Source organism: Methylovirgula ligni (assembly GCF_004135935.1).
In the GTDB taxonomy this organism is placed as follows: Bacteria; Pseudomonadota; Alphaproteobacteria; order Rhizobiales; family Beijerinckiaceae; genus Methylovirgula; species Methylovirgula ligni.
The window spans coordinates 1,356,507-1,380,814 of sequence record NZ_CP025086.1; the positions used below are offsets into that span (position 1 = coordinate 1,356,507).

The window sequence follows — 24,308 nt, forward strand, 5'->3', positions numbered from 1 at the left end:
GGCTCGTCATTTAGCGAGCACCCCGGAAACGCCGCTGATAGTCGATGTCATAAAGCGCGCTGTTGCGGAAATTCTTCGCTGCGAGGGCAGGGCCGACGAAGATCAGCGCCGTGCGTTCCGGGCGCGCCTCACCGGCGGTCTTGCAGATCGTTGCAAGCTCGCCCTCGATGATCTGCTCGTCCGGCCAGCTCGCACGATAGACGATCGCCACAGGACAGGCTTCGCCATAATGCGGCAAAAGCTCCTCGACGACGCGTTCGAGCGCATGGATCGAGAGATGAATTGCCAGGGTCGTTCCGGTCGCCGCGAAATTGGCCAAGGTTTCCTTCGGCGGCATGGACGAAGCGCGTCCGCCGGTGCGCGTCAGCACCAGAGATTGCGCGACTTCGGGCAAGGTCAATTCGCGCCGCAAAAGCGCCGCCGCCGCGGCAAAGCTCGGCACGCCGGGCGTCACCGTATAGGGGATGCCCAGAGCCTCCAATTCCCGCACTTGCTCGCCCATCGCACTCCAGATGCTGAGATCGCCCGAATGAAGCCGTACGACATCCTCACCTGCATCAGTTGCACGTTTGAACTCCGCCACGATCGCCTCGAGCGACAAGGGCGCAGTGTCGATAATGCGCGCGCCCGGTGGACAATAGGTGAGAAGCTCACGCGGCACGAGCGAACCCGCATAAAGACAAACGTTGCATCGCGCGATGATATCTCGCCCGCGAACGGTGATGAGATCGGGCGCGCCGGGTCCGGCGCCGACAAAATGGACTGTCATTTTCCATCCCCACGCGCGACTGCGCATGTGACATCTTGCCGGGCGATACGCGCGACGACCAGCACGGCGTCGCGACCCGCGCCGGCGAGCGAAGCTGCCTCCGAAACCGATGCGACATCGAATGCCGCTTTGGCCTGCCGCGACGCCATCACGATGCGATCCTCGACGCCTTGCAGAGCCGCGCGCGACAGGAATGTGAGCGGCAGACGAAGTTCCGCGGCAGCGGCGAGAAGCCCGGCCTCGTCACGCTTGTCGTCGATGGTGAACAATTCGATCGCCTCACTCTTGTGATCGGTACGCGCCAAGGCCTGCCGCACAATCTCGACGATCGAGTCCGCGGAGGCGCCGCGGCGGCAGCCGATGCCGACAGCGATCATGATTTCGTCACTGCCCATTGCACGACCGGCCTTGCCGGGTGCCAACTACGATAATTGCCGACCGGGTCCGTATGCGCGATGCTGAGAGAAACGAGATCGCCGCCATGTTGTGCGTGCCGTTCAGCGAGCAGCGATTGCGTTTCGATCGTCACCGCGTTGACGACGAAGCGGCGGCCAATTGGAAGGTGCGACCAGGCGGCGTCGATCACTTCGCCGCCGCCGCCACCGACAAAAATGGCTTCCGGGACTAGAAGGTTCTGCATGACGGCAAGCGCATCTCCGCTCACGATTTTCAGATCGGGCACGCCGAGCGCCGCTGCGTTGCGAGCGATGCGGGCGGCACGATCCTCGCGCACTTCGACGGCAATGGCGCGATTGCGCGGATGCGCCAGCATCCATTCGATCGCGATCGAGCCCGATCCTGCGCCGATATCCCAAAGGCATGCGCCGGGCCATGGTGCCAAAGACGACAACGTTACGGCGCGGATTTCGCGCTTTGTCAACTGACCGTCGGATTCAAACCAGCTATCCGGCAGGCCGGGCGTCAACGGGATAAACGTCGCGCCGTGCGGTGCCACGATCTCAATCGCAACGAGATTGAGGTCCGCTATATCGCGCGGCTTGAAAGTCTCGGCCGTGCTCTCGCCAACGCGTTCATTCGGGCCGCCCAATGCCTCCAGCACGACGAGCCGCGAGGCGCCCAGCCCGCGGGCGACGAGGAGACGCGCGAGCTTCTCCGGCGTGGTCGAATCCCAGGACAGAACGAGAAGACGCGCCTTCGGCCGCAAATGGGGAATGATCCTCTCGAACGTGCGCCCATGCAGAGAAACAACGTCGCAGTCTTGCAAGGGCCAGCCCAATCGCGCCGCGGCGAGGCTGAGGGACGATGGCGCCGGCAGGCAAATCATCTCATCCGGGCTGACGCTTTCGGCCAATACCGCTCCAGCCCCATAATAAAATGGATCGCCCGATGCGAGCACACAGACCGGCCTGCCGCGCCGCGCGACAATTTCCGCGATGCCGCGCTCGAATGGGGACGGCCATGCGAGTGTTTCGACCTGCGTTGGGCCGAGCAACGCAAGATGACGCGCGCCGCCGACGATGAAATTCGCTTGCGATAGAAGCTGTCTCGCGGCAGGAGAAAGACCATCGAGTCCATCTTCGCCGATGCCGATAATCGTCAGCCAGCGCCTTGGCGACGGACTATTCATGGAGCCATCCGTCAAAGCCATGCTGCGTGTTCTGATTTTGGGCGGCACGACGCAAGCGAGCGCTTTGGCGGCGCGCCTTGCCGGCGATGCACGGTACGACGCGATTCTGTCGCTTGCGGGCCGTACGCAAAATCCGCTGTTGCCGGAGATTTCCCACCGGATTGGCGGCTTCGGCGGAGTTGCCGGCCTTACCAATTATTTGCGTACTGAAAAAATCGATGTTCTGATCGACGCCACGCATCCCTTTGCCGAACAGATCTCGGCTCACGCCGCCGCTGCAGCGCGCGAAACGGGGACGCCGCTGGCGGTTTTCACCCGCCGCGCCTGGACGCCCGGTGCCGGCGATCGCTGGCGCGAATTTCCGGACGCCGCAAGCGCCGCGCGGTCCATTGGCGCGACGCCGCGCCGGGTGTTCCTGACGATCGGCCGTTTGCAACTCGGCGCCTTCGTGGCCGCGCCGCAGCACGATTATCTCATCCGCACCATCGACCCGCCGGAACCGCCGCCCGCGTTGCCGCATTACAAGCTTCTGCTCGCGCGCGGACCCTTCGGCCTGGAAGACGAAGTCAAGCTCATGCGCGAGGCGGGAATCGAAATTCTCGTTACCAAGAACAGCGGCGGCGAGGCGACGCGCGCCAAGCTCGACGCCGCGCGGGCGCTCGGCATCGAAGTGTTCATGATCGGCCGCCCGTACGGCGTCGATACTCTGACATTCGAAACGCTCGACGCCGTTCTGCAATTTCTGGAACGCCATTCTCATCGCATATCGCCGTAGCTGCGCGGCGAATAGACCCAGAAACCGCCATTGCCGCGCGTCACCCTGCGTGTCGCGCTGGAGCCGATGAGGACCAGCGTGCTCATATCGGCGACGGATGGGTCGGCCGCTCCAAGCGTCGTCAATTCGATCCTCTCGTCCGGCCGATTCACGGCGCGGGCGAAAGCCACGATCGTCTCGGGCGCTTTCAGGCCACGCAGCAATTTGAAGACATCGTGGATCAGATGCGGCCGCGCCTTGGAGGCGGGATTATAGAGCGCCATGACGAAATCAGCCTGCGCCGCGGCGGTCAGCCGCCGCGCAATCGCGTCCCAGGGCTTCAGATTATCGGACAGGGAAATAACCGCGAAATCATGCCCCAACGGCGCGCCGAGACGCGCGGCGACGGCCAGCATCGCCGATACGCCGGGATGAATCTCGATATCGAGATCGCGCCAGCGCGGGTCGCCCCTTTCGACCGCTTCGAAGACCGCAGCGGCCATGGCGAAGACGCCGGGGTCGCCGCCCGATACGACCGCGACGCGCGCGCCGCCGAGCGCAAGATCGAGCGCCTGGCGCGCGCGATCGATCTCGACGCGGTTGTCGCTTGCGTGTCGCTTTTGCTCGGGCAACGCCGGCAACCGGTCAAGGTAAGGACCATAGCCGACAAGATCGCTCGCGCTGCGGATGGCGGCGTCGGCCTCGAAGGTCATCAACTCATGCGGACCTGGACCAAGACCGACGATGGCGAGGCTACCCGCGCTCATGGCCGCCTGCCGTGACCCGGAATCAGGATCATTGAGAAATATGGCGCGGCATCGTCGGTTTTCTCGGCGAGCTTCAGGATTTTCTCGCCGCTCATGGTCCCGCGCTCGACGTACAGAGCCTGCGCCACTCGGCCCGCACGGGTGACTGCCTTGCGCGCCTTCGGCAGATTGGCGCCGAGCTTCATGATGACCGCGGCGTCGCAATGGGCGAGGCGCGCAACGATGTCATCCTCCGAAAGCGTCGCCGGCAAAACGACGAGAACGTCGTCGCCCCAGGTCATCGGCGTCTCCGCGGCGCCCCAGCAGCCGGCCATGCCCGGCACGCCAGGGATGATAGTGCTCTCGAATTTTTCGCGCAGCCGGACGTAGATGTGCATGAAGGAGCCGTAAAAAAGCGGATCGCCCTCCGCAAGCAAAGCGATATCGCGCCCGGCTTCGAGATGCGCTGCAAGCACCGCACAGGATTCCTCGTAGAAGACACGTAGCGTTTCGACATAGACGGGAGTGTCGAAGCGCGTCTCGGTTGTCATCGGGTAATAGAGCGGCACTTCCTTCTGTTCACGTGTGAGCCAGCAATCGGCGATTTCGCGCGCATTGCCGCGATGGCCTGCTTTCGCGAAGAAGGCGACGACCGGCGCCGATTTGATCGCCTTCACCGCCTTCACGGTCAAAAGCTCCGGGTCGCCCGGTCCCAGTCCGACGCCGATGAGCCTGCCGGCGCTCATTCTTTGGTGCTCGCGAGCGCATTGATCGCGGCGACGGTCATGGCGCTGCCGCCACGGCGCCCGCGCGCAACAAGAAACGGTATGCGGCCGAAAGCAATCAAAGCCTCCTTCGACTCGGCGGCGCCAACAAAACCGACCGGCATGCCGATGATCGCCGCCGGCAAAGGCCAGCCCGCGTCAAAAAGTTCGAGCAGGTGGAACAAGGCCGTCGGCGCGTTGCCGATGGCGACGACAGCGCCGGCGATGTGCTCTTTCCAAAGACCGAGCGCCGCGGCGGAGCGCGTATTGCCGATCTCGGCGGCCAGACCGGGCACAGCAGGATCGGCGAGGGTGCAGATCACTTCGTTATTAGCCGGGAGCCGGGCGCGGGTGATACCGCCGGCGATCATTTTCGCATCACAGAGAATTGGAGCGCCGGATTCGAGCGCGCGGCGCGCGGCGCCGACGAAATCCGGCGAGAACAGGAGGTCGGCCGCCGCATCTACCTGTCCGCTGGCATGGATGACGCGCACCGCGACGGGTTCTTGCTCGGGGCTGAAACGGCCGAGGTTGGCTTCGGCCCGGATAATGGCGAAGGAGCGCCGATAGATTTCGGCGCCGTCGCGAATATAGGAATAAGTCATGCGTCAATCTTCGCGACAAGCTGCTGCAAAGCAAGATTCAATTGCGCGCCGCTAAGGCCCGCGGCAATGGGCTTATCGGCAGTTGTCCCGTCCAGCACCAGATCGTAGCACCCGTCACGTCCGATGAAAGTGACGGGCGCCTTCCGCGGATGGGCGCAGCCCTTGGCGCAGCCGGAGACATGCACGAAAATGCCTCGCGCGCGCAAGCGACGGGCAAACGGCGCAAGCCGGCGCGCGTCCTCATGTGTCGATGTGGTAGCATTGGCGCAATCCGGCGCGCCCGGACACGCAGCGACGGCGCGCAAAGGATCGTCTTCGGAGAAGATCAGCGCGATGTCCGCAAGGCTGGCGGCGTCGGGCGGCGTGACGGCGACGACAAGAATTGCGCGCCAGGGTGTCAGACGCAATTCGCCGCTACTCGCTTCCGCAATATCGGCGAGCCTTTCAAGCATCGCCGCATCGAGACGCCCGAAGGGAACGCCAAGTCCGAGAACATGGTGCCCCCCGACACGATAAGCGCCGATCGCGGTCGGCGGGCGATCATGGACAGGCGTTTCTGTCGTCGGGGCCAGACCAGCTTCTCCTGCAATCGCGGCGACGCCGATGCGGCGTACGAGCCCGGCCATTCGTTCCGTGGGGGCATCTCGCAATTCCAAGAAGGCGAGGGCGATGCGAAGACCGGCGTCTGCGAGGTCATCAATCGCGCATTCGCCTGCTGCGCGGCCCGCGAGGGAGATCAAAAAGTGGGGAACGCCGCCGCGCCGCCGGGCAAGGAAACTGACGTCAGTCTTCTCGCTCGCAAGCGAGAGCGCGCCGCCGTCATCGACGATGAAGCCGAACTTTGCGGGCAGCGCATGCAATATCGTTTCGCGCGTCAGCCGATCCCGCAGCAACTCGACGCAAGGGCCGATATCGAGGATCGCTTGCGGATCGATTCCAGCGAGCGGGCTGGCTGATATATTGCGGGCGGTGGATGGCGCTTCCTCCGTCTCGGAAAGCCCCAGGTCGCACAGCTCGCTCTGGAGAGGCGACAGCGTCGCATCGCCGATGCCGCGCAACTGCAAATTCGCGCGCGCGGACAGATCGAATAGACCGTTGCCAAAGCGGTGCGCGCATCGGGCCAGCGCGCGCGCCAGCACCGGCGAAAGGCGGCCATTGTTCAGGTTCACGCGCACGATAAGCCCGTCGCCGCTGGCCATCGGCCGCAGCACGCTGGGGCACCAGCCCTTACGCAGCGCCGCCCTCATGCGCTCTCCAATATGCTCGCGAGGCGCATGGCGACCGAATTGCGCCGGCAGGCCCAAAGCCCGCGCCGCATCGCTTGGTCGAATCGCTGCGCAACGGCCCGCCCGGCTTCCGGATTGGCACGCATCAAGAACGCGAAGACGTCGTCATCGCCGAGCGTGGCATCGAAAACGAGTTCGAATTGGCGCGGCGTCACGGTGCCGCTCGTCACCGCGAAACCGTAGAGATTATCGACCGCCTCGGCGATTTCGGCTGCGCCTCTATAGCCATGCCGCATCTGGCCCGCGAGCCATTTCGGGTTGGCGACGCGGCCACGGATTGCCCGCGCGATTTCTTCGCTGAGTGCGCGTGCGATGGGTACATCCGGCCGCGTGGTATCGAGATGATAGAGACTTGCTTTGCCGCCGAGATATTTTGTCGCCGCGGCGAAGCCGCCCTCGTGCTCGAAGAACGTACTCGAATCGAGCGCGTCCTGGCCCGGCAAATCCTGGACGTGAACGAAAGCGTCTGCGCCGGCGACGCGTATGCGGAACAGGTCCGTGGCCGCGTATTCATCGCGCCCCAGGGCATGGCCGCTCTCCGCGAGATAGGCGGCAGCAAGATCGTTTTCAGATACCGTGGCATCTTCCGCCAGCATCCGCCCAAGCGAGACGCCATAGGTGCCGGAAGCGGGCCCGAAGATGCGCAGCGTGTCTTGGCCTGCGGCGCGGGCGGCGGCGAGCGGATTGTCTTCTATGGCTTCGTCTTCGGCAGCGACCGCCGCGATCAATTGCTCCATCAAGGCAATCTGCGCCGGGAATACGTCGCGGAAAAGCCCGGAAAGGCGCAAGGTCACGTCGACGCGTGGCCGGTCGAGCGCCGCCGGCGGCAAGATGGTGAAGCCCGTGACCCGCCCGGAGGCCTCGTTCCAGACGGGCACGGCGCCAAGATAGGCAAAAACCTGCGCAAGCTCTTCGCCGCCTGTGCGCATGGAGGCCGAACCCCATAAATCGATTACCAGCTGGCGCGGCCAATCGCCGTGATCCTGGATGTGGCGCGCGATGACGGCCGACGCCGCCCGCTTGCCGATCTCGAAGGCCGTCCGCGTCGGCACCATGCGCGGATCAATGGTGACGAGATTGCGCCCCGTCGGCAGGACATCGAGCCGGCCCCGTGCGGGCGCGCCGGACGGTCCCGGTTCGACAAAGCGTCCGTCGAGCGCGGCGATGAGGCCGGCGATTTCTCGTTCGGCGCAGGCGTCGAGCCGTTTCAGTGCCGCCGCGTCGGCCTGCGTCTCCGCCAGCACGCGCTCGCCTGACGTTGGCGGACGGCCGAATGTGTGCAGGCCTTCGGCGATCCGCATATCCTTGATGTCACAGAGCCAGGCATCGAGCCTGGCGAGGACTTCCTCCTGCGGTGCATCCAGAGCAACGCCGCCTTCGGCCGCCAGCCCGGTCTCCGTCGCACGTGCGAGGATCGTCTCGGCAAGCAGCGCGGCGCGTTTCGGGTCCATCTGTTGCGCCGAAGCGTATTCGTCGAACAAAGCCTCGAACTCGGCAAGATCGCCGACGCGCCCGGCCCGGCCGAGGGGCGGCGTCAGATGGCCGACGATCACCGCCCCGGCGCGCCGCTTGGCCTGCGCAGCCTCACCGGGATTATTGACGATAAACGGATAGATCAGCGGCGTCGGCCCAAGCAATGCCTCCGGCGCACAGGCTTCGGAGAGCGCCGTCGCCTTGCCCGGCAGCCATTCAAGCGTGCCATGCGTACCGAGCTGGATCATCGCGTCGATATGTTCCGCGTGGCGGAGCCACAGGTAAAAAGCGACATAGAAATGCGACGGTGGCAAACGCGCGTCATGATAATCCGCCTTCCGATGCGCTACGCCGCCACGATCCGGCTGGATTGCGACGATCATCTTGCCGCGACGCAGGGCGCGAAATCGAAAGGCCCCCTGACTGACATGCGAATCCATTTCCGGCGGGCCCCAGGCCGCGATGATCGTGGCGCGCAAGGTCTCGGGCAAAACCGCGAATGCGTCCTGATAATCTTCGAGCGATAAGGCTTCCTGCGGCGGTGCTTCGGCGAGAGCGCGGATGAAGGCATCGCTGTCTTCGATCGTCTCGATATCGTATCCCGCCGCCTTGAGACGCATCGCGATTTCCGCAAGGCTCGCCGGCGTATCGAGGCCGACGGCATAGGCGGCGCGACCGGCTTTGACCGGGTAATCGGAGAGGATACAGGCAAGCCGCCTCTCTCCGCGCGGCATCCGCCGCAGCCGTGCCCAGGCCAGAGCCAGGTCGGCGACGAAATCGATCCGTTCTATGTCGGGCTGGTGCGTGACGCGCGTGAATTGCAGCTTTTCGCTGCGTTGGGTCTCTTCCTTGAAGGAAATCGTGCGGGCGATGATGCGGCCGTCGAGTTCCGGCAGGACGACATTCATCGCCAGATCGGCCGCGCCGAGCCCGCGCATATCTTCCATCCACGACGCGCGCGAGGCGCTGGCATGGATCATTTGCAGGATTGGCGCGTCGGCGGCCTCCAGCGGGCTTTGCGTGCGGTCCATCCGCGCGGCGAAGGCGGTCGAATTCAGGATGATGTCGGGCTTCTCCTCGGCGAGAACCGCAGCGAGCCAGGCCGCCGCATCCTCATCCTTGAGGCTCGGCACATAAGCTGCGAGCACGCGCAGGCTGCGCGCCGCCAGGGCGTCGGCAACAGCCAGAATCGGCGCGACATCCCCGGCAAGAAGATAGGCGCGATAGAAGACGATGAAGGCAAGCGGCGCTTCGGTTGCGCCGGTGCGGCACGCGGCGGCGAAGAGCCCGCAAACCGGCGTCGCTTGCGGCTCCGGCAACGGGCTTTGTTCGCCTTCGAGTCTCCGGTCGATCCAGGCAAAAAGATTGGCGAGATTGCCAATCCCGCCGGCCTCGAATGTATGGGCGACGGCGCGCAACGTTTCGACAGGCAAGGTCGATAATTCGTCAAGCCGCGGATCGGGCTGTCCGTCGCCGGAAATAAGCGCGAGATCGAACTTATGCCGCCGCGCCGCGCTTGCGAGTTCCTGCGCGCCATAGCGCCAGTATTCGAGGCCGCCGAGTAGCCGGACGAGCACGAAGCGCGCATTGGCCGCGACCTTCTCGATATAAAGATCGATCGAATAAGGATGCCGCAGCATCGCCAGCGAGGCGAGCCGCGCATCAGTGCTTTCGCACAGATCGAGCGCCGCGGCCGCCAGCCCGAGATCGCTGTCGGAGAAGGACAGAAAGACGACCGCGCCCGGTGTCTGGCCGAGATCGATAGCACTCTGCGCCTCGTCGATCGTTCGCGTCGTCGTACGCAGAAGGTGCATCGGCGCTCAGCCGACGGCGGCGGCGATCGCCGCGCGATCGAGCCCCGCCTCGCCGATGACCACGAGCCGCCCGCGCCGCAGCTCGTCCTTGTGCCAGGGCCTGTCGAAATTCTGGCGAAATCGGCGCCCGACGCCCTGCACCAGCAGCCGCATGGGCTTGCCGGCAACCTCGAAAAATCCTTTCATCCGCAACACATCATGCTGCTCGGCAATCGAGCTCAGCCTGAGGATGAATTGGTCCGGATCACTCAGCGGCCCGACATCGAGAACGAAGCTTTCGAATTCGTCGTGATCGTGCTCGGGCTCGTCGTCGTGATGCGACTTGCGCGTTTCGATCGCGTCTTCGGCGGCCGCTTCCAGACCAAGCAGAAGTTCGGGATCAATGCGTCCCTCGCTCGTCACGACAATCTTGACGGCGGGCGGCAGGATCGCGGCAATCTGGTCCCGCGCCTGTATCTTCTCGTCGGCCGACAGCAGATCGCTCTTGTTGAGGACGACCATATCGGCGCAAAGGAGCTGATCCTCGAAGACTTCTTCCAGCGGATTGTCGTGATCGAGAGACGGATCAGCGGCGCGTTGCGCAGCGACGAGATCGGGATCATCGGCAAATGTCCCCGCAAGAACCGCGGCGCCATCGACCACCGCGACCACGCCGTCGACGGTGAGACGCGAACGGATCGTCGGCCAATCGAAGGCTTTCACCAGCGGCTTCGGCAAGGCGAGGCCCGACGTCTCGATGATGATGTGGTCGGGCTTTTCGCCGCGACTCAGCAAGGCCTCGATGGCCGGCACGAAATCGTCGGCGACCGTGCAGCAGATACAGCCATTGGCGAGCTCGATGATATTGTCTTCCGGGCACGAGGCGACGCCGCAGCTTCGCAGAATCTCGCCGTCGACGCCGACATCGCCGAATTCGTTGATGATCAAGGCCAGACGACGGCCCTGCGCGTGCTCGAGCAGATGGCGGATGAGTGTCGTCTTGCCGGAGCCGAGGAAGCCGGTGATGATCGTTGTTGGAATCTTATGCGTGTCAGGCGCCGCCATCCCATGCTCCGGTCATTATGCGGGGTGAAAGGACCGGCGCAGCGTGCGCGACGCAGCAAGGGCCGCGGCATTTGCTCCGGGACACCCCGCCCGAGGCAAACGGTCAAAGAAGACGGTAGGTCTCCTGGCTCACGGCTCAACACATATGTCACCTGCCTTCCCAAATCGCCTCAGGCAATTCAGTGGCTTTAGGTGACTGCTCGCCGTTCACAGTTGCGGGGGCAGCTGCGGCTTCGAGCATATTGCTTCGACCGCATTCCCTGTTTCCCTTCCTAGGAAGGACCGTCAGCAATATCTTGCCATTGGTGGCCACCGTTGTCAAAACAACGCCTCTCAACGCGGCCGCCGGAGATTTCGTATGATTGCGCAAGACGCACCTGGCCAAACGACGCCCGGGCAGGACGAACGGTACAGGGAAAAGATGCGCAAGCGAAAGGCTGCGCAGGATCTGGAGGTCGCGTCCAAAACGATCGAGAAAGGCTTGCTGATCGTTCATACCGGCCGCGGCAAGGGCAAATCGACGGCGGCTTTCGGGCTTCTCTTGCGGGCGCTGGGGCACAACTGGCGCGTTGGCGTGGTGCAGTTCATCAAGGGCGCATGGTCGACGGGCGAGCGCGACGTGCTGGAGGCGCGCTTTGCCGATCTGGTCTCGTGGCACACGATGGGCGAGGGCTTCACCTGGGAGACCCAGGATCGCGCCCGCGACGTCGCCGCTGCCGAGGCCGCCTGGGCAAAGGCCAAAGCGCTGCTGGATGATCCCGGCATCAAGCTCGTCATCCTCGACGAACTGAACGTCGCCCTGCGCTACGATTATGTGCCGATTGACGACGTCGTTGCGACGCTGATGCAGCGGCGCCCCGGCCTGCATGTCGTCGTCACCGGGCGAAACGCGCCCCCGGCCTTGATCGAAGCGGCGGATCTCGTCACCGAGATGACTCCGGTGAAGCACCACTTTGAAGCTGGGGTCAAAGCTCAGGCCGGAATCGAGTTCTGATGAGCGCCCGGCGTATAATGTTTCAGGGCACCGGCTCCGATGTCGGCAAATCCCTGATCGTTGCCGGACTTGCCCGCGCCTATCGCAAGCGCGGACTTCACGTGTTGCCGTTCAAGCCGCAGAACATGTCCAATAACGCCGCGGTGACGGCGGACGGCGGCGAGATTGGCCGCGCCCAGGCCCTGCAGGCGCGTGCCGCGGGCGTCGCGCCGAGCGTGCACATGAATCCCGTTCTGCTGAAGCCGCAAAGCGAGATCGGCGCGCAGGTGATTGTCCAGGGCCGCGTGCTCGGCGCGGCCAAGGCGCAGGAATTTCAAAGCTGGAAACCCAAGCTGCGCGCGGCGGTGCTGGAAAGTTTTGCGATTCTCGCCGCGCAAGCGGATTTGATTCTCGTCGAGGGTGCCGGCAGCCCCGCCGAAATCAACTTGCGCGCCAACGATATCGCGAACATGGGCTTCGCGCGGGCGGCAGATTGTCCGGTCGTGCTGATCGGTGACATTGATCGCGGCGGTGTGATCGCGCAGATCGCCGGCACGAAACTCGTGCTCGATCCGGATGATGCGGCTTTGATTCGCGGCTTCATCGTCAACAAATTCCGCGGCGACCCAGCGCTCTTCGCGGCTGGAATGGAAGCCATCGAAAAATATTCCGGCTGGCCGGCGCTGGGGCTCGTTCCCTATTTCCCGGACGCGGTCTTGCTGCCCGCCGAGGACGCGGTGCCGCGCCAGCGGTTTGCCTCGCGCGGCGAAAGCCGATCACTCAAGATCGTGGCGCCCGTCCTGCCGCATATCGCCAATTTCGACGATCTTGACCCGCTTGCTGCCGAGCCTGACGTCAACCTGATCATGATCCCGCACGGCGCGCCGTTGCCGGGCGATGCCGATCTGATCGTCCTGCCGGGCTCGAAAGCGACGCGCAGCGATATGGATGCGCTCATCACGGAGGGCTGGGACATCGACATCAAAGCCCATGTCCGGCGCGGGAAGAGGGTGCTCGGGCTCTGCGGCGGCTTTCAATTGCTGGGCCGGCGCATCGCTGATCCCGAGGGAATCGAAGGCGAACCGGGCGAAACGGCGGGGCTCGGTCTGCTCGATGTCGAGACGATCCTTGGCGGCGACAAGACGCTGCTGGCTGTGGCGGGTCGTTCCGTGCCGAATAACGTCCCGTTCAAAGGCTATGAAATGCATGTCGGACGGACGTGGGGACCGGACTGCGCGCGGCCGCTGCACAGACTCGATGATGGCCGGGAAGACGGCGCACGCTCGGCAAACGGTCTTGTCGCCGGTACTTATGTGCATGGCCTCTTTGCCGATGACGCCCAGCGCCACGCCTGGCTCAATTCTCTAGGCGGTGTCGCCTCGGGCCTTGCTTATGAAGATCAGGTCGAACGGATACTCGATAATTTTGCCGCGCATCTTGAAAGCTGTCTGGATCTCGACCGGCTGCTTAGCCTCGCCCGATAAAGACGAGCGCCAGAGCCGCATAAGCTAAGATCTGTAGGGCCGCCGCGCGGCGGAAAAGTGTGAGCGCGCGGCGAATGTCTTTGCAGGTTGCGGCGCGTCGGCCGTCTCCCATGAGGGCGCCGTCGATGACATCTTGACCATAGACTCGCGGTCCCCCGAGTTTGAGGCCGAGCGCACCGGCTATGGCCGCCTCCGGCCATCCCGCGTTTGGTGAGACATGTTTTGGCGCGTCGCGCCAGGCGGCTTTCCAGGCTTCGCGGACCGAAGCCACGCCATCGAAGGACGCCGCGAGCACCAGAAGCAGCGCGCTGAGCCGCGCGGCGGGCAGATTGACGAGATCATCGAGCCGCGCCGATGCCCAGCCGAAATTTATGAAACGCGGCGTGCGATGGCCGATCATGCTGTCGGCCGTGTTGATTGTTTTATAGAGCATCGCACCGGTGAGACCGCCGGCGGCCAGCCAAAAGGCTGGCGCGACAACGCCATCGGAAAAGTTCTCGGCGAGGCTTTCGATCGCGGCCCGCGCGACGCCCGCCTTGTCGAGATCGTCCGTGATACGGCCGACGATCTGGCTGACGGCGCCGCGCGCGGCCTCAAGACTGTCGCGCTCCAGAGCATCGGCAACCGCGCGCACGTGTTCATAGAGAGAACGTTGTGCCAGCAGGCTTGACGCCAATGCGGCGAGAATCAACTCGCCGGCGTAGGAGCCGCCGCAAAGCCAGGAGAAGAGACCGCCGCAGGCGCCCGCGCACGTGAGCCAGAAAATGAGGCTGACGGCGCCCAGAAGCTTCTGGAGTCTCGCAGGGGAGCCAGGGCGATTGAGGCGCGTTTCTGTCACGTGGATCAGCCAGCCGATCCATGTGACGGGGTGGCCCACCGCACGCAGCAAAAAAGCCGGATAGCCAAAGATCGCCTCCAGTGCGAGCGCTACTGCCGTCACGCTGAACGCACTCGCGAGACTCATCGATTTTCCAGCTCACGGGCGCCGGGCGCCGCGACAATCAGAAGGGGGCGATACATGATCCTCCTTTAGCAAAGACCATATACCGCCGCGCGTTCAAAAGGCGGTCAACCTCATCCCGCCGAAGACGCCAATTCCGGGTTGCAAAAAGCTGAACGGGTCTTCGCGGACTCTAGCATCCGGCAGTTGCGTTCAGGCAGCGCAGCGTCCAGCGCCCGCCCTGTGCGTGAAATCTCGAAAATGAGAGCGGCGCAATATCGATCCGCCAAAACGATTTTGGATTGGCATCAAGCGCGAGAACGGCGGCGGCGCGGATCACGGCGGCATGAGTCACGGCAACAATGCGGCCATCGCTGCTGCGGAGAGTGTCAAGCCAGCCGGCGACCCGCGCCAGCAGGCGCGTGACTGATTCCCCGCCATGCGGTGCGGCGCCGGGGTCCGCCATCCACAGAGCGAGAGCTTCGGCGTCCGTGGCTTCCAATCCCGCGAGGGATTTGCCGGCCCAGTCTCGAAGATCGATGTCCGCGAGGCGCGGATCGATCGCGGCATCGAGATGCAGGGCCTGCGCTGTTTGCACGGCCCGAAGCGCAGGGCTTGTCCATGCCGCATCGACAGGCCCGACATGCGCCGCCGCGCTCGCCTTGGCATAGTCCCCCGGCGTCAACGGTTCGTCCAAGGGGAAAGCCGCCGCCCGAGTCGCCGCGGTCGCGGCATGCGCAATCAGGGTAAGGCGGAGGCTCATTCCGATGATCCATTTGACAGACGGGCGGCGAACAACATATCGTCATGGCGATACGGACGTGGAAGCTGGTGAAAGTCCAGCGCGGTCGCGCCACTGTAATCGAGAGCGGAAGTCTCCGGGCTCGAAAGTCAGACCCAGCCGTAGCTTTTTATCCATCCGGCGAGGACGCAGAATCCTCAGGGAGTGATCAATGTCAGATACCACAATCGGTTCCGTTACAGCTACGCCCATCCCGATGGGCGAAATTCTGCCTTGGCTCATTTTTGGCGCTCTCTTGATTCTCGCGATCTATTTCGTCGGGGCCGAGGAAGGCGCGACGTCGATCGTCAAGGGCATGTACGTGCATGAATGGGTGCATGACAGCCGTCATCTGCTCGGCTTCCCCTGCCACTGACGGGGGTCCAAAATGGTCAGCACTCTTCTTGTCCGCGGGATGATCGTCGGTTTCCTCGCGGGACTCCTCGTATTCACCTTCGCCAAAGTTTTTGGCGAGCCACAGGTCGATCGTGCCATCGCCTTCGAATCCGCAATGGATGAGGCGAAGATGAAGGCCGATCTGGCAAAAGGAATTCATGATCCGGAAGAGCCGGAACTCGTAAGCCGGCCCCTGCAGGCAAGCTGGGGATTGCTGACCGGGGTCATGACTTACGCTACAGCTTTTGGCGGTCTGTTTGCCCTGGCGTTTGCCTTCGCCTACGGTCGCGCCAGCTCGCTGAGCCCGCGCGCGGTCTCCGCTCTGTTGGCGCTCACGGGGTTCATAAGCCTTTATGTTGTGCCGAATCTGAAATATCCGGCGAATCCGCCCTCCGTGGGTAATCCGGATACGATCGGAATTCGGACGGGACTCTATTTCGCGATGATGGTCCTGTCGGTCGCCGCCATGATCGGCGCGGCCGTGTTGCGCAAACGTCTGGCTCCCAAATATGGCGCGTGGACAGCGGCGCTCGTCGCGGCGGGCGTCTACCTGTTAGCGGTCATCATCGCCGGTGCGCTGCTGCCGCCGATCAACGAAGTTCCGGCCGATTTCCCCGCCGTCGTACTTTGGCATTTCCGGATCGACTCGCTTGGAATGCAGGCGATCATGTGGGCGACATTCGGCCTTCTCTTCGGCGCTCTGACGGAGAAGGCCTCGGTCGGCCGTCTCTATAAAATCAGCGGTAATGCGAGAACGGCGTGGTGAAGCGGCAAGCTTTTAGTTCTTGCCTTCAGCATCGCACGAGATGACGCGATCAAGACCGATATCACAGTGTAATGCTAGCGATGTCGGTCTATTTTGAAGGAAATATTTCCTTCTAGGAGATTTCATATTCGTCGATTAGCCTTGCCGTTGTTGCATGACATTTGACATGCATTCAGTATCAATGAGCAAGAGCGTTCCCCATGTTCCGCAGTCTTCTCCTTGCCGCCGGTCTTCTCTCGTCTTTCAGTCTTCTCGCGCCCGCTGAGGCGCAGTCGCTGCCCGAAGAGATCGTCAACGCCCTGAATAAAGTCTGGGGCGTGCATCCCGGTTTCCGCGCCAATCATGCCAAGGGCATCGTCGGGCAGGGTACCTTCAAGGCGACCCCCGCAGCCGCGGAGCTGAGTAAAGCCGCGATCTTCTCGGGCGATACGATCCCGGTGACGATTCGCTTCTCCGACAGCGGCGGGTTGCCCAATGTCCCCGACGGTTCGCCCAAGGCGGTGCCGCACGGGCTTTCCATCAAGTTCCATCTCAAGGATGGCAGCGAAACGGATATCGTCATCAACTCGCTGAAGTTCTTTCCCGTCGCAACGGGCGAAGACTTCCGTGATCTTCTGCTCGCCGTTGCGGCGAGCCCGCCCGATGCGCCGAAGCCGACGAAGCTCGATCTCTTCTTCAAGGCGCATCCGCGCGCGCCTGCGGCTTTCGCTGCGCTCCAGCAGCCCGACAGCCTCGCCGACGAGCAATATAATGGCGTCGATGCTTTCGTCTTCGTCGACAAGAGTGGCAAGAAGCAAGCCTTCCGCTACATCGCCGCGCCGGAAAAGCTCGTGCATATCAGCAATGAGGAAGCGGCGAAGAAACAGCCGAATTATCTCTTCGACGAGATTGCCGTGCGCGTCGCGAAACATCCCGTGGTCTTCCATCTGGAGGCGCAGCTCGCCGCGCCCGGCGATGTGACCAAGGACCCGACGGTGCCCTGGCCGGCGGATCGCAAGGTGGTCGATCTCGGCGTGCTGACCATCGACAAGATCGATGCGAACAGCCTCGAAGAACAGAAGAAGCTTCTGTTCCTGCCCGGCGCGCTGATCTCCGGCATCGAGGAATCGGACGATCCGCTCGTCGATGTGCGTGACGGCGCCTATGCCGTCTCCTTCGGCCGCCGCAGCCAATAGTTGCTTTAGGCGGACGGTTATGCGCAAAACGGCGCCATGCCGGCGCCAGACGCAAAAATCGCCATTCGCCCCGCGACGCCAGCCGACGCGGGGCTGATCTTTGCCTTCGTGAGCGAACTCGCCGCTTTCGAGCACTTGTCGCATGAAGTGCAGGCGGACGCAGCAGGGCTCAAGGCGGCCTTGTTCGGCGCCAACCCCCGCGTCTTTGCCGAGATCGCCGAATATGACGGCGCACCGGCCGGCTTCATCCTCTGGTTCTACACATTCTCCAGTTTCGCCGGCCGCCACGGGATCTGGATCGAGGATCTCTACGTTCGGCAGGAATTTCGCGGCAAGGGCCTTGGTGCCACCTTGCTGCACGGGATCGCGCGCCGCTGTGTCGCGGAAAAGCTCGGCCGGCTCGAATGGTCGGTGCTGAACTGGAACGAGACTGCCATCCGCTTTTATCAGAGCGCAGGCGCGCAGCTTAAGTCCGAATGGACCATCTGCCGGATGGAAGGCGCCGCGCTGGCGAAGTTCTCCGCTGAAGTTGAACGCACATGAGCCTGCCTTTGGTCGGAGTCGTCGCCATCGCCGATAACGGCGTGATCGGCCAGGGCAATGCCCTGCCGTGGCATATTTCCGCCGATCTCAAGCGCTTTCGCGCGCTGACGCTCGGCAAGCCGCTGATCATGGGGCGCAAGACTTTCGCCTCGCTGGGCCGGGCGCTGCCGGGACGCGAGACGATCGTCGTGACACGTGATAAAAGCTTCGTGCCTCCGGCCGGTGTTTTCACGGCGGGGGATGTGGATGCGGCTCTGGCGCTTGGCGAATCGCGCGCCAAGGCGCTTGGCGCGCCGGAAATCGTCATCGCTGGCGGCGGCGAAATCTATGCGGCGCTGATCGACCGTCTGGATCGGCTACATGTGACTTACGTGCATCTCGCACCGCCCGGAGATGCTTATTTTCCGGCCATCGACTGGTCACATTGGCGGGAGATTTTCCGCCAGGATCATCCCAAGGGCGAAGGCGCCGATGCAGCCTATGCGTTCGTCGACTATATCCATGCTGATTGAGAGAGACGGCGTGTCGAGGAAGGATTTCTATGCCCTGGAGCAATGACGGCAAGGACGGCGGCTCGTGGAAGCCGAACAATCCCGGGCCGTGGGGTCAGCCGCCGCGGCCCAACCAGGCGGATCTGGAGGAATGGTTGCGTCGGGCGCAGACTCGGCTGCGCGGCTGGCTGCCGGGCGGCGGCATTGGCGGCCAGGCGCTCGTGGCGCTTGGCCTTCTCGGCGTGCTGCTGTGGCTGCTTTCGGGTTTTTATACGGTCGGACCCAACGAAGTCGGCCTCAACATGATCTTTGGCCGCTATACGGGCAAGACAAGCTCGGGCCTCAATTACAATCTGCCCTATCCGATCGGCGCGGTCCAAAAGCTCGCGGTGACGGATCGCAACACGATCAACATTGGTTTCATCACCCGTCAGGATGACCGCACCGGCGAGGAGGCGACCTTCGATCTGCCGGAAGAGAGCCTGATGCTGACCGACGACCAGAATATCGCCGACGTAAAATTCGTGGTGATCTGGCAGATCGACCCCGTGCACCCCGAGAATTATGCCTTCAATGTTGCCGATCCCGACGACACGGTGAAGGCGGTCGCCGAGAGCGCCATGCGCGCCGTGATTGGCCACAGCCTGATCCAGAATATCCTGACCGCCGAGCGCAAGGTGATCGAGCCGGAAGTGCAGGATCAGATGCAGGCGATCCTTGATAGTTACAAAGCCGGCGTCCTCGTCCTGCAGGTGCAATTGCAATCGGTCGATCCGCCGCAGGAGGTTATTGCCGCCTTCCGCGATGTGACCGCGGCGCAGCAGGATCGCGACAGGACGCGCAACGAGGCCGATGCCTATGCCAATCGCGTCGTGCCGGTGGCGCGCGGCCAGGCGGCGGCGATCCGCCAGCAGGCGGAAGGCTATCGCTTGCAGACCGTCGACGAGGCGACCGGACAGGCCTCGCGCTTCTCCCAGGTCGAGACGCAATACAAGAACGCGCCGGCCGTGACGCGTGAGCGCATCTATCTTGAGACGATGGAGAAAATTCTGGGCGACAGCGACAAGGTGCTCGTCGATCAGGGCGGCGGCCCGGGCGTCGTGCCCTATCTTCCGCTGCCGCAGCTTGCGCCAAATTCCGATACCAATGGAGGATCGAAATGAAGAGCGCGACAGGCTTTTTCATCGTCCTTGTTGCCGTCGTGGCCGTCGTCGTCGCGGTTGCGTCGATCTTCACCGTCGGCCAGACCGAGCAGGCGCTGGTCCTGCGCTTCGGCGATCCGGTTGCCGGGCGCGGCCTCGTCACCGAGCCGGGGCTGCATTTCAAGATTCCCTTCATCGAGAATGTCGTCCTGCTCGACAAGCGCATTCTCGATGTCGAGACGCCGACGCAGGAAGTGCTCGCGGCCGACAATACCCGGGTCGAAGTCGATTCTTTCCTGAGATACCGGATCGCCGATCCGCTGAAATTCTATCAGACGGTCGGCGACACAGACCGCGCCGACGTGCAGCTCGGCTATATCCTCAATTCGGCAGTGCGCCGGGTTCTCGGCGACGCCAGCCTCAGCCAGATCGTCAGCGGCCAGCGCGAAGCCCTGATGGGCGCCATCCGCGAGCAGGTCAATCAGCAGACCTCCAAGCTCGGCGTGGCCGCGGTCGATGTGCGCATCCGGCGTACCGACCTGCCGCAGCAGATTTCCGAAAAAGTGTTCAGCCGCATGCAAAGCGAATGGGCGCGCCAGGCGGCGCTTTTTCGCGCGCAAGGAACAGAGCAGGCGCAGGAGATCACCGCCAAGGCCGATCGCGACGCAGTGGTCCTGAAGGCGGACGCGCAGCGTGATGCCGATCAGGTCCGCGGCGCCGGCGATGCCGAGCGCGCGCGCGTCTTCGCGGCAGCCTTCGGCAAGGATCCGGAATTTTTCGCCTTCTACCGCTCGATGCAGGCCTATGTCGCGGGGTTGAAGCCCTCGAACACGCGCTATGTGCTCAGTCCGAAGTCGGCCTTTTTCCGCTACTTCACGCTCTCGGGTGAGACGAGCACGCCGCCGTCCTCTGCCGCGCATTGAACCGCGGCGGCGTGGGGCTTTATGGGTGCCTCAAAATCCGCGTGAACTCGTCCACGCAATGGGCTAGCTTTCGCGCGAGCAGGAGATGTGGATGATTTTGTTCCGGCAAGTGGCGTCTGCTTTTCCCCGCGCGCGGCGTATTCTGGCGGCGGGCGCCATGAGCAGCCTTCTGCTTTGGGGCTTCGCTGAAGCGCTCCCGGCATCCGCTGGCGACCGGCCGGATTCCTTCGCCGATCTCGCCGCCTCGGTCAGCGATGCGGTGGTCAATATTTCCGCGACCCAGACCTACGAGGACAAGGATTCCGCAGGCGGTCCGAATGTCGATCCCGGAACGCCGTTCGACAATCTTTTCGATGAATTTCTACGCCGCCATCAGCAGGGCGGCGACGGCGACGCGGGCCGTCATACGCGCAGCTCGAATTCGCTCGGCTCCGGCTTCGTCATCGATTCGTCCGGCATCATCATCACCAACAATCACGTCATCGCCGATTCGAACGAGGTGACGGTGATCTTCACCGACGGCACGAAGCTGAAGGCGCAGGTCATCGGCAAGGATACGAAGGTCGACGTGGCCGTGCTCAAGGTAAATACGGATCATCCGTTGAAGGCGGTCAAATTCGGCGACAGCGACAAGATGCGCGTTGGCGATTGGGTGATTGCGGTCGGCAATCCCTTCGGTCTTGGGGGCAGCGTGACGGCGGGTATCGTCTCGGCGCGCCACCGCGACATCGATTCCGGCCCCTACGACAATTTCATTCAGACCGACGCGGCCATCAACAAGGGCAATTCGGGCGGCCCGCTGTTCGACATGGACGGCGAGGTCATCGGCATCAATACCGCCATCCTCTCGCCCTCCGGCGGCTCGATCGGCATCGGCTTCGCGACGCCCTCGGACACGGTTATTCCGGTCATCGATCAATTGCGCAAATTTGGCGAGACGCGGCGCGGCTGGCTCGGCGTGCGTATTCAGTCGATCGACGATTTGATCGCCGAGAGCCTTGATCTCGGCAAGGTGCGCGGCGCGCTTGTCGCCGGCACGGACGCCGGCGGTCCGGCGGCCGAGGCGGGGATCGAGACCGGCGACGTGATCGTCAAGTTCGACGGTGTCGATGTCGCCGAGTCGCATGATCTGCCCAAACTCGTGGCCTCCACGCCGGTCGGCAAGGATGTCGCGATCGTCGTCGTCCGCAAGGGCCAGGAACTGACCAAGACGGTCAAGCTTGGCCGGCTCGAAGATGGCGAGCAGAAGGCCTCGCTCGCGGCTGGCGATCTCGGGGAGAGCCGAAAACTGGTGGCGCCCCCGGGCGAGAAGGCTCTGGGCATGGCGCTCTCCAGCCTCGACGAGACCTCGCGGCTGAAATATGCGATCAAGGATTCGGTCACGGCGGGCGTCGTTGTGACTGGGGTGGATTCGAACTCCCCGGCGGCGCAGAAGAACATCCTGCCCGGCGAGGTAATCCTCGAAGTCAATCAGGATCCGGTACGGGCTCCCGCCGACGTGGCGCGTAAAATGCGCGCCTTAAAGGGCGCCGGCAAGAAGTTGGCGCTGCTGCTCGTCTCGACGCCCCAGGGCGAAGTGCGCTTCGTCGCGATCAATCTCTAGAGCCTCCGCGCTCGCGCCCCGCCCGAGTCCATTAACCGAGTCGCTTGATCGGACCCAGTTTCGCGGGCCGGATTTGCGAATGTCGGGTAGGGCTCTCCTTGACAGCCCTCGGCGTGCCGCCTATGTCCAAGTCGCCGTTAGCACTCACCAGCCTTGAGTGCTAACGGCCAGTCATTTTTCAATCCGTTCAGCGCCAGTGCCGATCGGCTTTTGGCGTTGTCCGCGAAACGTTCAAGGAAGTAACGCAATGACTTTCCGACCTCTCCATGACCGCGTCGTCGTCAAGCGTCTCGAAGGCGAAGAAAAGACGAAGGGCGGCATCATCATTCCCGATACGGCGAAAGAGAAGCCCCAGGAGGGCGAGATCGTCGCCGTCGGGCCCGGCGCACGCGACGAAAGCGGCAAGCTTGTCCCGCTCGATGTCAAGGCCGGCGATCGCATCCTCTTCGGCAAGTGGTCCGGCACCGAGGTCAAGGTCGACGGCCAGGACCTCCTCATCATGAAAGAGAGCGACATTCTCGGCATCGTCGGCTGAATGTCCCGGCCCTAGCGCCCCCAAAAAATCAGGAGTTCCCCCAAATGGCAGCCAAAGACGTACGTTTTTCCTCCGATGCCCGTGACCGCCTGTTGCGCGGCGTCGACATTCTCAACAATGCGGTGAAGATCACGCTCGGCCCCAAGGGCCGTAATGTGGTGATCGAGAAGAGCTTCGGTGCGCCGCGCATCACCAAGGATGGCGTGACCGTCGCCAAGGAAATCGAACTGTCGGATAAGTTCGAGAACCTCGGCGCCCAGCTCATCCGCGAAGTCGCCTCGAAGCAGAACGACATTGCAGGCGACGGCACGACGACGGCGACGATCCTCGCTTCCGCGATCGTTCGCGAAGGCACCCGGGCCGTTGCGGCCGGCCTCAACCCGATGGATCTGAAGCGCGGCATCGACCTCGCGGTCGAAGCGGTTGTGAACGACCTCAAGGCCAACACCAAGAAGGTCACGTCCAACGACGAGATCGCCCAGGTCGGCACCATTTCCGCCAACGGCGATACGTCGATCGGCCAGATCATCGCCACGGCGATGCAGAAGGTCGGCAATGAAGGCGTCATCACCGTCGAGGAAGCCAAGACTGCGGAAACCGAACTCGACGTCGTCGAAGGCATGCAGTTCGACCGCGGCTATCTCTCGCCCTATTTCATCACCAATGCCGAGAAGATGATCGCCGAGCTCGAAGATCCCTATATCCTGATCAACGAGAAGAAGCTCTCCTCGCTCCAGGCGCTGTTGCCGGTGCTGGAGGCTGTGGTGCAGACCGGCAAGCCGCTGCTGATCGTGGCTGAGGACGTCGAGGGCGAGGCGCTTGCCACGCTCGTCGTCAACAAGCTGCGCGGCGGCCTCAAGGTCGCGGCCGTCAAGGCTCCGGGCTTCGGCGACCGCCGCAAGGCCATGCTGGAGGATATTGCGATCCTCACTGGTGGCCAGCTCATCTCCGAGGACCTCGGCATCAAGCTCGAGAACGTCACGCTGCAATTGCTCGGCCGCGCGAAGCGGGTGCGTATCGACAAGGAAGCGACGACGATCATCGACGGCGCTGGCGCCAAGGCCGACATCGAGTCGCGCATTGCCCAGATCAAGGCGCAGATCGCCGACACGACCTCGGACTACGATCGTGAGAAGCTGCAGGAGCGCCTCGCCAAGCTCGCGGGTGGTGTTGCCGTGATCCGCGTCGGCGGCGCGAGCGAAGTCGAAGTGAAGGAAAAGAAGGATCGCGTCGACGATGCGCTGAACGCAACGCGCGCCGCGGTCGAGGAAGGCGTCCTGCCGGGTGGTGGCGTGCCGCTGCTGCGCGCGTCCAAGGTGCTCGACAACCTCAAGACCGCGAATGCCGATCAGAAGGCAGGCGTGGACATCGTCCGCAAGGCCATCCAGACGCCGGCACGGCAGATCGTCGACAATTCCGGTGCTGATGGCGCTGTCGTTGCCGGCAAGCTGCTTGAAAACAGCAGCTATACCTACGGCTATAATGCCCAGACGGCGGAATATGGCGATCTCGTCAAGCTTGGCATTATCGACCCGACGAAGGTTGTCCGTACCGCACTGCAGGACGCGGCTTCCGTTGCCGGCCTCCTCATCACGACCGAGGCGATCGTGACCGAGCAGCCGCGGAAGGAAGCGGCTCCCGCCCCCGGTGGCGGCGGTGCCGGCGGCTTCGGCGGCATGGACTTCTAATTCTCATTTGTGCGAAACGACACTT

General features: G+C 63.4%; 24 protein-coding genes and 1 riboswitch. Of the genes, 13 read left to right on the forward strand and 11 right to left on the reverse strand.

All coding sequences use genetic code 11. From position 1 onward, the window contains the following. Nucleotides 1-10 precede the first annotated feature (10 nt). The 3 genes from cobM to cbiE are packed head-to-tail and all read right to left on the reverse strand — an operon-like array spanning nucleotide 11 to nucleotide 2,357. Entirely contained in the window at nucleotides 11-769 is a 759-nt protein-coding gene (cobM, locus tag CWB41_RS06595) for a precorrin-4 C(11)-methyltransferase (RefSeq protein ID WP_115835026.1), read from the reverse strand. After that, nucleotides 766-1,164 (reverse strand): cobalamin biosynthesis protein, encoded by a 399-nt coding sequence (locus CWB41_RS06600; RefSeq protein WP_115835477.1) that lies wholly within the window; start codon nucleotides 1,162-1,164, stop codon nucleotides 766-768. Before CWB41_RS06600 ends, cobM begins: the two co-directional genes overlap by 4 nt. After that, nucleotides 1,143-2,357 carry a precorrin-6y C5,15-methyltransferase (decarboxylating) subunit CbiE gene (cbiE, locus tag CWB41_RS06605; RefSeq protein WP_115835025.1) on the reverse strand — a complete coding sequence of 405 codons (1,215 nt, stop codon included), beginning with the start codon at nucleotides 2,355-2,357 and terminating at the stop codon, nucleotides 1,143-1,145. The genes CWB41_RS06600 and cbiE overlap by 22 nt, the downstream gene beginning before the upstream one ends. Between cbiE and CWB41_RS06610 the strand changes: the two genes are divergently transcribed. Beyond that, entirely contained in the window at nucleotides 2,356-3,132 is a 777-nt protein-coding gene (locus tag CWB41_RS06610; RefSeq protein WP_245441074.1) for a cobalt-precorrin-6A reductase, read from the forward strand. The genes cbiE and CWB41_RS06610 overlap by 2 nt on opposite strands. Here the strand turns inward: CWB41_RS06610 and cobJ are convergent. The 6 genes from cobJ to cobW are packed head-to-tail and all read right to left on the reverse strand — an operon-like array spanning nucleotide 3,114 to nucleotide 10,843. After that, nucleotides 3,114-3,878: a precorrin-3B C(17)-methyltransferase gene (gene cobJ, locus CWB41_RS06615; RefSeq protein WP_115835024.1), complete on the reverse strand. Its 765-nt coding sequence runs from the start codon at nucleotides 3,876-3,878 to the stop codon at nucleotides 3,114-3,116. The genes CWB41_RS06610 and cobJ overlap by 19 nt on opposite strands. Beyond that, nucleotides 3,875-4,603: a precorrin-2 C(20)-methyltransferase gene (locus tag CWB41_RS06620; RefSeq protein ID WP_115835023.1), complete on the reverse strand. Its 729-nt coding sequence runs from the start codon at nucleotides 4,601-4,603 to the stop codon at nucleotides 3,875-3,877. Before CWB41_RS06620 ends, cobJ begins: the two co-directional genes overlap by 4 nt. Beyond that, entirely contained in the window at nucleotides 4,600-5,226 is a 627-nt protein-coding gene (locus CWB41_RS06625) for a precorrin-8X methylmutase (RefSeq protein WP_115835022.1), read from the reverse strand. Before CWB41_RS06625 ends, CWB41_RS06620 begins: the two co-directional genes overlap by 4 nt. Continuing rightward, nucleotides 5,223-6,473 (reverse strand): precorrin-3B synthase, encoded by a 1,251-nt coding sequence (cobG, locus tag CWB41_RS06630; protein ID WP_129396426.1) that lies wholly within the window; start codon nucleotides 6,471-6,473, stop codon nucleotides 5,223-5,225. Before cobG ends, CWB41_RS06625 begins: the two co-directional genes overlap by 4 nt. Then, a complete protein-coding gene (gene cobN / locus CWB41_RS06635; protein WP_115835020.1) occupies nucleotides 6,470-9,799 on the reverse strand; it encodes a cobaltochelatase subunit CobN in 3,330 nt (1,109 codons plus the stop codon). The genes cobG and cobN overlap by 4 nt, the downstream gene beginning before the upstream one ends. 6 nt (nucleotides 9,800-9,805) lie before the next feature. Next, nucleotides 9,806-10,843: a cobalamin biosynthesis protein CobW gene (cobW, locus tag CWB41_RS06640; RefSeq protein WP_115835019.1), complete on the reverse strand. Its 1,038-nt coding sequence runs from the start codon at nucleotides 10,841-10,843 to the stop codon at nucleotides 9,806-9,808. A 97-nt stretch (nucleotides 10,844-10,940) separates the two neighbouring features. Beyond that, a riboswitch (cobalamin riboswitch) is annotated at nucleotides 10,941-11,145 on the reverse strand. A gap of 56 nt (nucleotides 11,146-11,201) precedes the next feature. Here cobW and cobO point away from each other — a divergent pair. Then, entirely contained in the window at nucleotides 11,202-11,837 is a 636-nt protein-coding gene (gene cobO / locus CWB41_RS06645) for a cob(I)yrinic acid a,c-diamide adenosyltransferase (protein ID WP_115835018.1), read from the forward strand. Further along, entirely contained in the window at nucleotides 11,837-13,300 is a 1,464-nt protein-coding gene (locus CWB41_RS06650; RefSeq protein WP_245411121.1) for a cobyric acid synthase, read from the forward strand. Before cobO ends, CWB41_RS06650 begins: the two co-directional genes overlap by 1 nt. Here the strand turns inward: CWB41_RS06650 and cbiB are convergent. Together cbiB and CWB41_RS06660 are read right to left on the reverse strand one after the other, a co-directional pair. Then, complete coding sequence (gene cbiB / locus CWB41_RS06655; RefSeq protein ID WP_115835016.1) at nucleotides 13,284-14,264, reverse strand: adenosylcobinamide-phosphate synthase CbiB; 981 nt, start codon at nucleotides 14,262-14,264, stop codon at nucleotides 13,284-13,286. The genes CWB41_RS06650 and cbiB overlap by 17 nt on opposite strands. Nucleotides 14,265-14,433: 169 nt before the next feature. Then, a complete protein-coding gene (locus CWB41_RS06660) occupies nucleotides 14,434-15,003 on the reverse strand; it encodes a histidine phosphatase family protein (protein WP_115835015.1) in 570 nt (189 codons plus the stop codon). 190 nt (nucleotides 15,004-15,193) lie between these two features. Here CWB41_RS06660 and CWB41_RS06665 point away from each other — a divergent pair, with 190 nt between their 5' ends. The 10 genes from CWB41_RS06665 to groL all read left to right on the forward strand — a co-directional run bounded on the left by CWB41_RS06665 (nucleotide 15,194) and on the right by groL (nucleotide 24,283). Next, on the forward strand, nucleotides 15,194-15,397 hold the full coding sequence (locus CWB41_RS06665) for a CbtB domain-containing protein (RefSeq protein WP_115835014.1): 204 nt from the start codon (nucleotides 15,194-15,196) through the stop codon (nucleotides 15,395-15,397). A gap of 12 nt (nucleotides 15,398-15,409) precedes the next feature. Further along, the gene (locus CWB41_RS06670; protein ID WP_115835013.1) at nucleotides 15,410-16,183 is read left to right on the forward strand and encodes a CbtA family protein; all 774 of its coding nucleotides are present in this window, start codon (nucleotides 15,410-15,412) and stop codon (nucleotides 16,181-16,183) included. 200 nt (nucleotides 16,184-16,383) lie between these two features. Beyond that, a complete protein-coding gene (locus CWB41_RS06675; protein WP_115835012.1) occupies nucleotides 16,384-17,358 on the forward strand; it encodes a catalase family peroxidase in 975 nt (324 codons plus the stop codon). Between the two features lie 36 nt (nucleotides 17,359-17,394). Then, nucleotides 17,395-17,901, forward strand: a complete 507-nt coding sequence (locus tag CWB41_RS06680) for a GNAT family N-acetyltransferase (RefSeq protein WP_115835011.1) — start codon at nucleotides 17,395-17,397, stop codon at nucleotides 17,899-17,901. Then, a complete protein-coding gene (locus CWB41_RS06685) occupies nucleotides 17,898-18,413 on the forward strand; it encodes a dihydrofolate reductase (RefSeq protein ID WP_115835010.1) in 516 nt (171 codons plus the stop codon). The genes CWB41_RS06680 and CWB41_RS06685 overlap by 4 nt, the downstream gene beginning before the upstream one ends. Before the next feature lie 29 nt (nucleotides 18,414-18,442). Beyond that, nucleotides 18,443-19,555 (forward strand): FtsH protease activity modulator HflK, encoded by a 1,113-nt coding sequence (gene hflK, locus CWB41_RS06690; protein ID WP_115835009.1) that lies wholly within the window; start codon nucleotides 18,443-18,445, stop codon nucleotides 19,553-19,555. After that, nucleotides 19,552-20,457, forward strand: a complete 906-nt coding sequence (gene hflC / locus CWB41_RS06695) for a protease modulator HflC (RefSeq protein WP_115835008.1) — start codon at nucleotides 19,552-19,554, stop codon at nucleotides 20,455-20,457. Before hflK ends, hflC begins: the two co-directional genes overlap by 4 nt. Nucleotides 20,458-20,614: 157 nt before the next feature. Beyond that, nucleotides 20,615-22,060 carry a Do family serine endopeptidase gene (locus tag CWB41_RS06700; protein WP_245411120.1) on the forward strand — a complete coding sequence of 482 codons (1,446 nt, stop codon included), beginning with the start codon at nucleotides 20,615-20,617 and terminating at the stop codon, nucleotides 22,058-22,060. Nucleotides 22,061-22,307: 247 nt separating this feature from the next. Then, nucleotides 22,308-22,595: a co-chaperone GroES gene (gene groES / locus CWB41_RS06705; protein ID WP_115835006.1), complete on the forward strand. Its 288-nt coding sequence runs from the start codon at nucleotides 22,308-22,310 to the stop codon at nucleotides 22,593-22,595. 44 nt (nucleotides 22,596-22,639) lie between these two features. Then, nucleotides 22,640-24,283 (forward strand): chaperonin GroEL, encoded by a 1,644-nt coding sequence (gene groL / locus CWB41_RS06710; RefSeq protein ID WP_115835005.1) that lies wholly within the window; start codon nucleotides 22,640-22,642, stop codon nucleotides 24,281-24,283. Nucleotides 24,284-24,308 lie beyond the last annotated feature (25 nt).